This is a genomic window from Paracoccus sp. AK26 (assembly GCF_011801365.1).
GTDB classification, from domain to species: Bacteria; Pseudomonadota; Alphaproteobacteria; order Rhodobacterales; family Rhodobacteraceae; genus Paracoccus; species Paracoccus aerius.
On record NZ_CP041041.1, the window covers coordinates 1,007,725 to 1,020,633 of the forward strand.

The window sequence follows — 12,909 nt, forward strand, 5'->3', positions numbered from 1 at the left end:
GATCTGTAATCGAACCATATCTATCTACCACAGCACGCCTTCGGCAGATCGCGTGGATGCACGCTTCTAGGCAAACGTGACATCAACCTCACGTCCCTATGTCCCGCTGGACTTCCGGCCAATATCTGATGCGGAAAACGGGCAGCAAACCGGCAGCGACGCGAAGGCGGAAAGCAGACTGACGGCAGCGCAGCATAGCGCGCGCCTCATAACCAAGAAACCGGTCGTTCATTCGCAGCGCGATACGTCGTCACGCTCGGTTTGTTGAAAAAACCTGCGGAAAATTTTTCTCTTTGAGCCATGAGTAGTGCGGGACAAATCTAGCTCCGGTGGTCTAGCTTCTACTGCAAGCATACTTTCTCGAGTTGATCTGATGCATCTCCATTCGTATCGCCTAAAAAATTATCGTCGCCTTCGGGACGTAAGTATCGAACTAGCATCCGATATTTCGATCTTCGTTGGGTCCAATAACAGCGGGAAGACCTCTGCCACGCAGGCGATCATCATGTTCCTGTCAGGCGCGAAGGACAAATTCACGCTGTTCGATTTCAGCTCTTATACTTGGAAGCAGCTCAACGAGCTCGAGGCGGCTGATCCTGCCGAGGACACGTTGGCAGAACTGCCGAAGATCAGCCTGGATCTTTGGTTCGAGGTGGAGGCGGCGGACCTGTATTTGGTTATGCCAATCCTTCCAAGCTCAGCTTGGGAAGGCAACATGGTAGGGATGCGCATAGAGTTGGCGGCACGGTCGCCCTCGGAGCTCCTGCAGCGGTTCCGACAACGGAAGGCAGCGGCCGTGGAAAAGGCTAATGCGCTGCCAAACGGTCCGGGCGACTACAAGCCCTGGCCAAAGTCGCTCACCGACTACCTCGAGAAGGAGTTACACAATGAGTACGAGTTTCGCTACTCCGTCTTGGACAGGACCAGATTTGGTCCAACGCTAATAGAGGAAGCAGGATACGAGCCTGCTGCGTTAGCCGCGGAGTCGAGCGGGGCGGCGGTTTTGCGATCACTCATTCGCGTCGACTGCCTGAACGCCCAGAGGCATTTGGCCGATCCTGCCTCCCATTCGGAAGGTGGGGCGGGACGTTCAGAAGATCTCTCTCGGAGACTAAGCCGGTTTTACCAGCGCAACTTGGATCAGAGAGAGGAGGACCACACTGCACTCAGGGCTCTTTTCAATTCCGAGGTCGGCCTTAATGACCATCTCAAGGATGTATTCAAAGGAACGTTGGAGCGGATCGCGACCCTCGGTTACCCGGGCCTAAATAATCCTCGTCTCGAGATCAAGTCGGCGCTTAACCCTGCTTCCATAATGAGCCAAGACGCCAAGATACACTACATCCTTGGCGATGGCGACGACGCTAGCCGATTACCGGACAGCTACAACGGGCTAGGCTTTAAGAACTTGATCTACATGGTGGTCGAAATTCTGGACCTTCACGAGAAGTGGAAAGCCGAGGAGGAAAAGCGGGCACCCTTGCATTTAATCTTCATAGAGGAACCGGAAGCTCACCTGCACGCGCAATTGCAACAGGTGTTTATTCGGAACGTCCTCAGTCTGGTGGAGGAGAAAGGCGAGACTGCGTTTGCGAGCCAAATTGTCGTAACGACACACTCCCCGCACATCCTATATGAGCGGGGTTTTGCTCCAATCCGTTACTTTCGTCGGCATGCCGAGAGCGAGCAAACTACGCAGGTGTTAAACCTCTCTTCGTTTCAAGCAGGCGACGCGCCAAAGGACAGGGACTTCCTGCAGAGATATCTCAAGCTCACGCATTGCGACCTGTTCTTCGCCGACGCTGCAATCCTTGTCGAAGGCAACGTCGAACGGCTCCTGCTACCTCTTATGATCGAGCGTGAAGCGCCTACTCTGCGATCCGCCTGCTTGTGTATTCTAGAAGTCAGCGGTGCCTTCGGCCATCGCTTTAAGGAGCTGATCGAATTTCTCGGCATCACGACCTTGATAGTCACTGACATCGACAGCGTCACTGCAAAGCCGACCCCGGAGCCGGAAAATAAAGACTCCGAAGAGGAAGAGCTGGAATTTGAGATCCCGGGCGACGCTGCAGATGAACCTGCCAAGAAACGTTACGGCAAGGCATGCCTGCCTTCGGTCGATGGCGCGGAAACGTCCAACCAAACCTTGATAACGTGGCTGCCCAGGAAGCGGCTTATCGCCGAGCTGCTGGTTGCCGAAGATGCGGACAAAGCGGCAGACATCGTGGGCTCTGAACCGGCGAAGGTATTTGTAGCCTATCAAGTTGCCACCAACGTCAGCTGGGCCGGAGCCACGTCCTCCGTCTGCGGGCGGACGTTGGAAGAGGCTTTCGGTCTAGAAAACGCCGAATGGTGTCAGTCGGAAGACCACAAGAGTGTCGGTCTGAAGCTCAGGAACGCTCCATCGGACGTCGCGGCTCTGGCGAGTGGGCTGCACAAGCGGGTGGGGGGAAAGCACTTCGACAAGACCAAATTCGCGCTGGAGGTCATGGCCTCCGGCGTCGGAGGGTGGGTTACTCCCAGATACATCAGAGAGGGATTGGTCTGGCTTGCGGGTCAGGTCGCATTGGAGGTCGTGCAGGAAACGGAGGCGGTGGCTGGGGCGGCCGATGCCGTCGATATCATCGAGGCTGCCGCAGAATGAGTGGCGGCCGTATCGACAAACCCGACACGGAAGCGGACAAGCTTCTCAAGAAGTGTCTCACCGGCGAGGCAAAGCGTAGCTTCATCATGGTGGCCGGAGCTGGATCGGGCAAGACCACTTCGTTGGTGAAAGCTCTAGCAACTGCAATCCAAGTGCATGGGCAGGAACTTAAGCGCCGCCGCAGGAGGATCGCATGTATCACTTATACCGAGATCGCGGCTGGCGAGATCTGGGCTGATGTCGGCAACAACCCTCTCCTGCATGTCTCTACAATCCACAGTTTCCTGTGGTCAATCACCCGGTCGTTCCAAGCGGACATAAAGGCTTGGGTGCTGCAGCGGATCGCGGAACGGATCCTAGAACTGGAAGAGACGGCGGCCAGCTTCGGCCCCCGTGTCCAACAACGGACACGAGTAAAAAACCAGAGCGACATCGACAGGTATCGGGCCGATATTCCTGCCGTCGAAAAAGTAACAACTTTCCGTTACGGTACCGGAAGCGACTACCCTCGGGGTGTACTGGGCCATGACGATATTATCCGTATGGCCACCTACTTCATGTCGGTCCGCCCACTCTTTCGGACACTCATCGCACAGCAGTTCCCAATTGTTTTTGTGGATGAAAGTCAGGATACACAACCTCTTGTCGTGGAGGCTCTCAAGGCCGTTGCCGACCAGGCAGGGCCCGACTTCTGCCTAGGTTTCTTCGGCGATCCCATGCAGCGCATCTATGCCACAGGGATAGGCGATATACCGGCGGAGGTGGGCTGGGAGGAGATAGCTAAGAAAGAGAATTTCAGGTGCTCTGCAAAGGTGCTTTCCGTCGCCAACGCTATCCGGCGCGACGGCGACGACCTTGTTCAGACCGGGGGGCGCGTCATGCCGGACCCGGTCACCGGCACGCCGCAACTGGTTGAAGGCTCGGCAAAGATCTTCGTCCTTCCCGGAGACGACAGGCGTGACGAGAGATTAGCTGCAGTACGGCACCTGGTATCCGAACAGGTCGGGGATCCCAAATGGGCTGACGGAGCGGAAGCCGATTACAAGCTTTTAGTGATCGTCCATCGAATGGCCGCGAAAAGGTTAGGTTTCGGGGAGTTATATGCCGCCATGAACGATAAGGCGCCGAGCGCTTTCAGTGACGGCTTCCTCGAGGCGACGTCCTGGCCGCTCAAGCCCTTCATCTCTTTTATCCTGCCCATTGTCGAGGCGATGGAAACGGGGGACGAGTTTACGGCGATGTCGCTGTTGCGCAAGTCGTGTCCCAACTTGCATCCGGATGTGGTCCGGAAGTCGGGAGCTGCCCATCTGCTTGCCTCTTTGAGGGCTGCCGTCCTCATCTTGGTAAAAATGATGTCGGATGAGAAGGCCACGGTGCGGGACGTGCTGCTCCACATCGCTGAGAGTCAATTGATGTCGCTGGACCCAAAGGTCGCTGCATTCGTCGGACAGCCTCTCCCGGAAACGAAGGAGGCAGCGGCAGCGGACGGCGAGGGTGCAGAGGAAATCGAGAATGCCAATCAAGAGGAGGTGTCCCTGGAAGTGGACGCCATGGACCGTTTTCTTGCGTGCCCGGCGAACCAATTCTTCGGGTACCACTCATATATCCGGCAGTCGTCACCTTTCTCGACACAACAAGGTATCAAGGGTGCCGAATTTCAACGCGTACTGGTTGTGCTCGACGATGACGAGGGTACCCATGTACAGTTTTCCTATGACAAATACTTCGGTGTAAAACCGTTATCCAAGCGCGATCAGGAGAACATTGCTGAGGGCAAACAGACAGCGGTAGATCGGACAAGGCGCCTTTTCTATGTCTGCTGCACACGAGCGCTGAAGGATCTGGTCGTGGTTTACTTCACTGATGATCCCGAAACGGCGGAGCGCCAGGTCCGAAGTTCCGGACTGTTCCCAAATGAAGATGTCTTCACAGAGAAAGCGCTGCTGCTCTGATAAGTGGGTGTGTCTGACTTCCCGGCACAAAAATTAGTACATAAGGCCACGCTGCCGCCAGTAGCGAGGCACGCTCCTGCGCATCACTTGCAAGGAGGGAGGCCAGCCGCATACGCAGTTTAGTCCGTTTTGTTTGCGGTACCTCTTCTGCTTATGCACCGTAACCGCCCGGTTGCCACCGCCTGCCTGAGCGTGGGGTGATCGGCTAAGACACGTGCATAGCGACGTCGTTAACGACGTATCTTATGCGGGGCTTTCGATGCGTGGTGACATTCTGGGTCTGGAACGGCGTCGTCGCTGGAGCGACGAGGAGAAGCTCGGGATCGTGCTGTCGGTGGGGGTGGCGGGCGCGACGGTGACGCAGGTGGCGCAGCGCCACGAGGTAACCCGACAGCAGCTTTATGCCTGGCGGCATGAGCTGAAGAAGAAGGGGCTGCTTTCCCCGCTTCCGGAGACTGTGTTCTTGCCTGTGGAGTTGAGCGCGCCCGCCGAATTGGCGGTGCCTTCCTTGGCTGAAGATTTGACGCCGCAACGCCCCGCCCTGATTGAGCTTCAGCTGGCCAATGGCCGGTGCCTGCGCTTTGACCCGATGCTGGACACGACCACGCTGACGCGGTTGATCCGGGTGGTGGAGGCGGCATGATCGGGCCCGGCACCGGTGTCCGGGTTTATCTGGCCTGCGGGGTGACCGACATGCGCAACTATGCGGCGACCATAATTATGCGGAGTCGAGGACGTTGACGTGCGCATTTCCGGGTCTCACGACATCTGTCGACTCCACATAACTAGGCTATCGCGCAGCGAGCATTGCGATCAATTTGTCCGGCGGGCGGAATTTGCCTGGCTTGATGCCGAGCGGCGCCAAAGCGTCGAGCATCTCGAGTTTTTCGGCCGGATCAGCGCGCAAGTAGATCTCGGTGCTCTGGAGAGTGGCATGACCAAGCCACAGTGCTACCTTGCGGATATCCCGGGTGGCCTGAAGCATGTGCATCGCGCAGCTATGCCGCAGAACATGAGGCGATATTGACTTGGCGGTAAGCGAGGGCACGACGTTCGCAGCTACCGCGGTGTGCTTTGCCAGGATATATTCGAAGCCGGCGCGCGTCATCGCCCGGCCGGCCTTGTTGAGGAAGAGCGCGGTGTCGCCATCCTTGGGTCTGACCGCGACCCAGGCCCGGATCGCGCCGGCGGTCTCCTGCCAGAGTGGCAGCACGCGCTCCCGCCGTCCCTTCCCGATAATATGGATGCTGGCCGGCGACCGTCCCTCGAACTGGTCGAGGGCGAGACCCACCAGTTCGGAAACGCGCAGCCCGCCGGCGAAGGCGAGATGCAGCATGGCGCGATCGCGAATGCCCGATGATGTCCTCCGATCCGGTGCGTCGAGCAGCGCTTGAACTTCGGCGCGCGAAAGGGAAGCGATCAGCGCCTCGTCGACCTTCTTCATTGGAATGGCGTGCACCCGAAGGGCCTGATCGAGAACCGCGGGGACGCGGTGCTCGAGATAGCGGAAGAAGGACTTCACGGCCGCCAGCCTTGCGTTGCGCGAACGGGCCTTGTTGCCGCGCGCCTCCTCGACATGTTCGAGAAAGGCAAGGATCATCGGCACGTCGAGGTCCTCGATCTGCAGCAGGCAAGGCCTCTTGCGCAATCGTCGCGCGGCGAACGTCACCAGCAGCTGGAAGCTATAGGCATAGGCATCGCAGGTATGCACGCTGGCGCGTCGTTCGCGGGGAAGGTGCTCGCGAAGGAACGCGGTGAGGTGCGGGGCGAGCTGGGTCATGCCGGCACTCTCCGATGCAAGGCCTCGCCGGCCGCCGCCATGTGCGCCATCAGCTCGGGCGTCGCCTCAAGATACCAGTAAGTATCGGTCACATGGGCGTGCCCCAGATAGGTGCTCAGGGCGGTGATATGCCGGGCTACCGCCTGGGCATCGTGCGCACAGCGTTCGAGAGAGCGAACGGCGAATGTGTGACGAAGATCGTGGATCCGTGGTCCTTGCGATCCTGGAGTGCCGCGCAAGCCGATCGATCGAATGATTTGCAGGAAGACAGTTATCACGGTCGGATAGAGGGGCGGCGTTCCCTGATGCGAAATGAAGAGTGCATCGCTCTGGCTCGAGGCCTTCAGGCGAATGGCGAGGTATCCGTCCAAGGCGCGCCGGGTCGTTGAATGGAGCGGCAGCAACCGGCTCTTTTTGAACTTGGTCTGGGCAATGATTAGCCCATCGTCGGTCACGTCCGGCAGCCGAATGGCGAGCGCCTCCGAAACGCGCATGCCGGTCGCCGCGATCAGCCCGAACATCGTGGCGTAGGTGATCGGTCGGATCGAACCGTCGGGACCAAGGCGATGCGCGGCATCGATCAGCCGTCGGATGTCGCGGGGATCGTAGACATAGGGTGTGCGGCGCCGGTGACTGGCGCGACCGAAGAGGTCAGCCGAGGGCACCTCATGGCTCGGATCTTCGGCATGCAGCGCGAGCGCGAAGCGGCGCACCGTCAGCAGACGGTTGCGTCGTTGCTCGGGCGATGGTGCCTGCAGTGCCCACTCGCGCACGGTCGCCGTCGTGACGACACGCTCCCCGCGATGCTCGGCGAAGGCGACAAAGTTGCGCAGCAGGATGCCCGGGGTCCGGAACTTGAATCCCAGTGCACGGTGCAGCGCTGCATGATCGGCGAGGAGTTGACTCAGCATGCCAGCTCCCCCGGCCAGGGCTGGGCAATCTGTTCCAGCATCGCAATGTCGACCTTGGCGTAATGCGCGGTCATATCGAGCGAACGATGACGCAGCACCGTGCCGACAGCCTCGAGCGTGGCGCCCGAGCGCAGCATCGAGGTCGCCGCAGAGTGACGCAGCAGGCTGGCTCCGGTCGATGGAGCATCGGAAATGCCCGCCCGCTTCAGCGCTAGTGCTACGATCGTGGAGATGTGGCTGGACTGCGAGAATGATCGGTAGGGTGCGACCATCATGAGAAAGACCGCCTCTTGATCCACGCGCGGCCGTTCCTGCTCGATGTAGGCGAGGATCGCATCGCCGACGTCCTGCGGGAGCGGCAGCCGAACCTGCCGGCGCGCTTTGCCACTCAAGCGCAGCATGCCAGACGTCCAATCGAGATCGCTGAGTCTGAGTCCAGCGACATCCCCGGCCCGCAGCCCCAGACGTGCGAGCAGGAGCAGGATCGCACGGTCCCGTAGGCGCCCCCTGGTAAGTTGATCGCAGGATGCAACGACGCGTTCGAGATCGGCGGCAGCAAGATACCGTGGCAAAGACGAAAGGCGCCATTGCACGACCGGCGGGATGGCGTGATCAAGGTTGGGGCGACAGAGGCCGGCACCCGCGAGGAAACGAAGATAGCTGCGCAAGGTGCTCGTTACGGTCCGCAGGTTCGCCGGCCCGGTTCGCTCGCGCCACTCGCGGACAACATTACGGACTAGGGCGGCATCATAGTCGTGGGTCGCCGTGCCAAGTTCCGACAACAACTTATGCAGGTGGCAAAGATGGCGGGCGATCGTCCGTTCCGACAGTCCCCGGTGGACACGCAGCCAGTTCCGATAATCGTCAAGCAGAGGATAGGTCGAGGCGACCTTCACGGATGGGTGCGCGACACCTTTCCTTTGCAGGAAAACAACGAACCGCCCGGCTCGGCGCGAATATTTTGATGAAACCCGCAGCCATCGCCGCCCACCAGGACATCCACACCGATGTTCGGCAAAGCGACGAACGACATCGTCACCAATGTCATCGATCGCGATACCTGCGCTACCAAGCCAAGCCGCAAAATGACGCGCCGAGGCCGTGTAGCCTTCAATCGTCAGCGGCGTATATCTCTGAGCGGCAAGCTCGGCCGCGAACTGATCGATCCACGACGACAACGGTCCCGGATCGAGGAACCAGTGATTACGACTATTGGCATCCATCTTTGCTCTCCTCACGATGATGAACCATCGCAAGGGAACATAATTATGCGGAGTAAAAGCCTGCTCTCTGGCTACCTAGGCATCTATAAAAACAACCTAATCTATAGATCGGCAACGCCAACTCCGCATAATTATGGTCGCCGCATAGTTCCTGTTATGTGGTGCACCACATAACCGCAAGGGCATCGAGGGTTTGGCGGCGCTTGCGCAGGATCAGTTGCGCCAGAAGCCGGCAGGCGGTGCGGTGTTTGCATTCCGCGGTCGGCGTGGCGACAGATTGAAGCTTTTGTATTGGGACGGTCAGGGCTTCTGCCTTTACTACAAAGTGCTGGAACGCGGCCGCTTTCCCTGGCCGGCGGGCGGCGATGGCGCGGTTCGTTTAACCTCGGCACAGTTGGCCATGCTGTGGGAGGGAATCGACTGGAGGCGGCCCGATTGGGGTGTGCCGCCAGCCCGCGTAGGGTGAATTAGCCGCTTGAATACCTTTGTTTTTGTAGTGTCTAGGCCTGACTTGTGGTAGTCGGGTTCATGTCGGATTTGACCGAGCCTCTTCCTGATGATCCTGCGCTTTTGAAGGCGCTAATCGCTGCTTTGCAGGCAGAGAACGCGAAGATCTCAGCCACGCTGCGGGCCCACGACCAACTGATCCAAACGCTTCGACTGCGCATCGCCAAGCTGAAGAAGCAGGTGTTCGGCCAGTCTTCGGAAAAGATCGAGCGCGAGATCGAACAGCTGGAACTGGCCCTCGAGGATTTGCTGATCGCGACCGCCGAAAGCGAGACCGGTGCGGCGGATGATGGTCAAGACGACAACGTGTCCGAACCCTCTGCCGGCGGTGATGCCGCTGATCGCCCGTCACGCCGTCGGCCCCGGGTCTCAGACGGCACGCCACGCGAGCGGCAGGAGCTTGATCCCGGCAGTTGCTGTCCCGATTGCGGTGGTGATCTGCACGTGGTGGGCGAAGATGTCAGCGAGATGCTGGATCTGATCTCGGCGCAGTTGAAGGTCGTGCAGATCGCCCGGCTCAAGAAGTCCTGCCGCCGCTGCGAACGAATGGTGCAGTTGCCCGCGCCCAGCCGACCGATCCCGGGCAGCATGGCCGGTGCTGGCCTGCTGGCCCACATCCTTGTCGCCAAATTTGACGACCATCTTCCGCTTTATCGCCAGAACGAGATCTTCGCTCGGATGGGTGCGGACATTCCCGACAGCACGCTGGTCGACTGGTGCGGCCGCGCCATGAAGGTGCTGCAGCCTCTCATCGATCGGATCGATGCCGTGGTGATGGCCAGCGACCTTTTGCATGCGGATGACACCTCGATCCGAGTTCTGGATCGTTCACTTCGCGACAAGGGTCTGGGCAAGGGCGTGAAGAAGGGCCGGATCTGGGCCTATGTGCGGGATCAGCGCCCTTGGGCGGGGGCCGCCCCGCCAGGCGTGACCTACCGGTTTGCTCCAGATTGGAAGGAAGGACATGTTCTCAAACACCTCGGCCAATCCAGCGGCATCCTGCAGGCTGATGCCTACAAGGGCTATGCCAAGCTCTACGATCCCGGAGCAGACGGCGCGGCCCGCTTCCGCGAAGCCGCATGCTGGGCTCATCTGCGGCGAGACTTCCATGATGCCTGGACCCTGACCAAATCCGAGATTGCGCGAGAAGCGCTTGACCGGATCGGTGCGCTTTACGACATCGAGCGCAACATATCGGGCCAGTCGGCCGATGTTCGTCTGGCCGCACGCCGGGCTCACACCAGGCCAAAGGTCGAGGCGTTCCGGGTCTGGGCCGAGCAGCAACTGACCCGCATTCCCGGCAAGAGCGACTTGGCCAAGGCCTTCCGCTATGCTCTCAGCCGCTGGCGCTCATTCTGCCTGTTTCTCGAAGACGGCCGGGTGGCGATCGACAACAATCCGGCCGAGCGAGCCCTGCGCCCGATTGGACTCGGAAGAAAAAATTGGCTCTTCGCGGGGGCCGATACCGGCGCCGAAACACTGGCCCGCGCCATGACGCTCATTGAAACCGCCAAGATGAACGGCCTCGACCCGCAGACCTATCTGGCCGACATCCTGGGCCGCATCCACGACCACAAGATCAATCGGCTTGACGACCTGCTGCCATGGAACTGGTCATCGCGGGCCGCCCCGCAGGCCGAGGCCGCCTGATGGCAACCGTCACTCACATCTGCACCCTCGACTACGTCGCCAAGATGCTGGGCGAAGATCCGGAGCTTCTGGAAGCCATTGTCTACAACGATGACAATCTGACCTATGGCTCCATCATCAGCGTCTACACCGGGCCGGACGAGGCCATCACGGCCCTGACCGACGACGGCATCGACGAACTTACGGACATGCTCAGAGACGCGCGCCTCACAGCAGAAACCTGGCACCAGTTCCTCGACGACTTCGTTAGCGATCCTGAACTCGCGCAACGCTTCAAGGCTCAACCGCCGCGGTAACAATCGGCCGGTTACTATGCACCGGGCAGATCGCTTTACGCCGCACCATCAATGAGCAAAGCTTCTGCTGCGCTGATCTTGTAAACCTTCGCAATCATGTTGTTAAGAGCCTCAGCGTCATTGCCTGGTATGGGGAAGCTGCAATGCGGCAGCTAACGCAGCGCAGGCCGTCCGTCGGCAAAGGGCCATTACAGCATCTCGTTACGGCGTAGGCCACCTCCAGCACGAAATGTTCCGAGCTCCTCCACCCGGTATCCTTCGGGATAAGTCCGGCGCCTCACCTTCGTAAGCAGGCGGGGTTGCCGTCTTGCCGGCAGAACGCGAAGCATCGCTTGACGAAGCCGCATTGCCATCATCACCGTGTACCGCAGCGAAGCCGAAGGGGCCGGAAATTCCATCCCTCGCAGCAAGGACGCATCCATGAAGGCATACGCCATAGGACGTCCGGCCCAGAACAGCCACCGGGGCAGATAGAAACTCAGCAAGAGGTCCCGTGTCTTCGAGCCGATCTTGCGGTTGCTTTCGGCATTTTTGAAACGCACTTCCTCCGCATGCCTAATTGATGACCTCGAGCGCGGCGCGATCTGCGGGTATGCCCGAAATGCCCATCCGGAGCCCGAGTTCGCGATGGTAGTGAAACCACGCGGTCATTTTGTGTTCGGTCATCGGCCGGCGTCCGAACCGCTCGACCTAGCGGATCGGCTCAATCACGAAGGTTGACAGCACATAGAGCATGTCCTCGTTCGCAATTCTGTAGCGGCTATGCATGTCGTTCATGCGCGCCAGGGCGCAGCGTGCTGGGGCAGAGTCAAAGCCGTTCTCGATCATTTCAGAGAGGATAAGCTCGGTGTCGTCATAGCGTTTGCGGGGGCGGCACTCGAACTCGCCGGTCCGCGCGAGGAGGCCCGAGATCGAGGGCACGGCATAGGTGCGGAAAAGCGCGAACTCCAAGGCCCGTTCGATGTCCCAGGAGAATTCGCAGGTCATTAGGAGACGCGCGATCTCCTGGCAATCCGTGACGGGGTCGAGGGAGGCGATGCGCTTTGCGGCGGCAGATGTCATTTTACTGTCCGTCTCTCGATCCATTGCGTCCGCTTTAGTTCAAGGCAATGTCGGTCCGCCACCGAGATAAGCACGATTGACACACATTATCGCGGGACGGGTGACCCTGGAAAGGAATGGCGCAGGTTTCATCGCTTGGGGCTGTGGCCGACGCCGTGCCGCAATGTAGGTCATACCTGACAGGCTGAATAACAGACCAGGCGAAACTATTCTTGTCCGATCCTGTGATCCAACTCAGACGCCGAATAGGCGACCGCATCGTTCCGCAGAGCGTGGAGTCGCTTCCTAGCTGAGGCTAGTTGATCAGCGCTCTATCCGGAGATCGCGCTCAACTCTGTCAACCAGCGCGAGAGCGGATTTTGTGTGTCCTTGCAGGTCTGGCATCCTACATGCCGAGGCAGTTCTTCCAAGATGTTGCAACCTACTTACACGGTGCTGTGGTGGGGCTTTACGGTTTTCGAGCTTGCCGGTTCGTGATCTGCCGGTCCGATGCTGCTTTCATAAGCTTGCGAAACGTTGGACATTCCAGATGCGACGGCGCCGGACAGTTGGCCACGTGTCGGATCAGATCACTCAGCAAGCGCAGCTCCGCGATCTGCCGCTGCAAGGCGTCTGCCTTGGCGTGCAGATCGGCACGGGGGATGTCGGGGCGGCCGTCCCGTCCGAACATCCGTGCAATCTCGGCCAGCGTAAAGCCCGCGGACTGCCCCATCGTGATGAGCGACAGCGTCATCAGAACGTCCGTGTCATACTGCCGGCGCAGGCCACGGCGCCCTACGGAGCGGATCAACCCAATTTCCTCGTAGTAGCGCAGCGTGGAAGGAGGAACACCCGAGCGTTCGGCAACCTTTCCGATATCAAGAATGATCATGCTTGACCTCAAG

Annotated in this window: 11 protein-coding genes; 6 read left to right on the plus strand and 5 right to left on the minus strand. The window is 59.5% G+C overall.

Annotated elements, in window-relative coordinates:
• The first annotated feature begins 373 nt into the window (after window positions 1-373).
• From FIU66_RS04935 to FIU66_RS04945, 3 genes are all read left to right on the plus strand, one after another.
• Complete coding sequence (locus FIU66_RS04935) at window positions 374-2,644, plus strand: ATP-dependent endonuclease (RefSeq protein WP_167621666.1); 2,271 nt, start codon at window positions 374-376, stop codon at window positions 2,642-2,644.
• On the plus strand, window positions 2,641-4,596 hold the full coding sequence (locus tag FIU66_RS04940) for a UvrD-helicase domain-containing protein (RefSeq protein WP_167621667.1): 1,956 nt from the start codon (window positions 2,641-2,643) through the stop codon (window positions 4,594-4,596). The genes FIU66_RS04935 and FIU66_RS04940 overlap by 4 nt, the downstream gene beginning before the upstream one ends.
• Window positions 4,597-4,855: 259 nt before the next feature.
• Window positions 4,856-5,239 (plus strand): transposase, encoded by a 384-nt coding sequence (locus FIU66_RS04945; protein WP_126152565.1) that lies wholly within the window; start codon window positions 4,856-4,858, stop codon window positions 5,237-5,239.
• Window positions 5,240-5,386: 147 nt separating this feature from the next.
• Here the strand turns inward: FIU66_RS04945 and FIU66_RS04950 are convergent, their stop codons facing one another.
• From FIU66_RS04950 to FIU66_RS18115, 3 genes are read right to left on the minus strand one after another with little or no spacing between them, the layout of a single operon-like run.
• Complete coding sequence (locus FIU66_RS04950; protein ID WP_167621668.1) at window positions 5,387-6,376, minus strand: tyrosine-type recombinase/integrase; 990 nt, start codon at window positions 6,374-6,376, stop codon at window positions 5,387-5,389.
• On the minus strand, window positions 6,373-7,287 hold the full coding sequence (locus FIU66_RS04955; protein WP_167621669.1) for a tyrosine-type recombinase/integrase: 915 nt from the start codon (window positions 7,285-7,287) through the stop codon (window positions 6,373-6,375). Before FIU66_RS04955 ends, FIU66_RS04950 begins: the two co-directional genes overlap by 4 nt.
• Window positions 7,281-8,510, minus strand: coding sequence for a tyrosine-type recombinase/integrase (locus FIU66_RS18115; protein ID WP_167621670.1), 1,230 nt, complete (start codon window positions 8,508-8,510; stop codon window positions 7,281-7,283). Before FIU66_RS18115 ends, FIU66_RS04955 begins: the two co-directional genes overlap by 7 nt.
• Window positions 8,511-8,661: 151 nt before the next feature.
• Here FIU66_RS18115 and tnpB point away from each other — a divergent pair, with 151 nt between their 5' ends.
• The 3 genes from tnpB (at window position 8,662) to FIU66_RS04975 (ending at window position 10,963) form a co-directional block, all read left to right on the plus strand.
• Complete coding sequence (gene tnpB / locus FIU66_RS04965; protein WP_167623393.1) at window positions 8,662-8,976, plus strand: IS66 family insertion sequence element accessory protein TnpB; 315 nt, start codon at window positions 8,662-8,664, stop codon at window positions 8,974-8,976.
• A gap of 62 nt (window positions 8,977-9,038) precedes the next feature.
• Window positions 9,039-10,667, plus strand: coding sequence for an IS66 family transposase (locus tag FIU66_RS04970; RefSeq protein ID WP_167621671.1), 1,629 nt, complete (start codon window positions 9,039-9,041; stop codon window positions 10,665-10,667).
• Window positions 10,622-10,963 (plus strand): hypothetical protein, encoded by a 342-nt coding sequence (locus tag FIU66_RS04975; RefSeq protein WP_240544743.1) that lies wholly within the window; start codon window positions 10,622-10,624, stop codon window positions 10,961-10,963. Before FIU66_RS04970 ends, FIU66_RS04975 begins: the two co-directional genes overlap by 46 nt.
• 690 nt (window positions 10,964-11,653) lie before the next feature.
• On the opposite strand, the gene FIU66_RS18120 is transcribed toward FIU66_RS04975, so the two are convergent.
• On the minus strand, window positions 11,654-12,025 hold the full coding sequence (locus FIU66_RS18120) for a hypothetical protein (RefSeq protein ID WP_240544744.1): 372 nt from the start codon (window positions 12,023-12,025) through the stop codon (window positions 11,654-11,656).
• 448 nt (window positions 12,026-12,473) lie between these two features.
• Window positions 12,474-12,896 carry a helix-turn-helix domain-containing protein gene (locus FIU66_RS04985; RefSeq protein WP_167621672.1) on the minus strand — a complete coding sequence of 141 codons (423 nt, stop codon included), beginning with the start codon at window positions 12,894-12,896 and terminating at the stop codon, window positions 12,474-12,476.
• Between the last annotated feature and the right edge of the window lie 13 nt (window positions 12,897-12,909).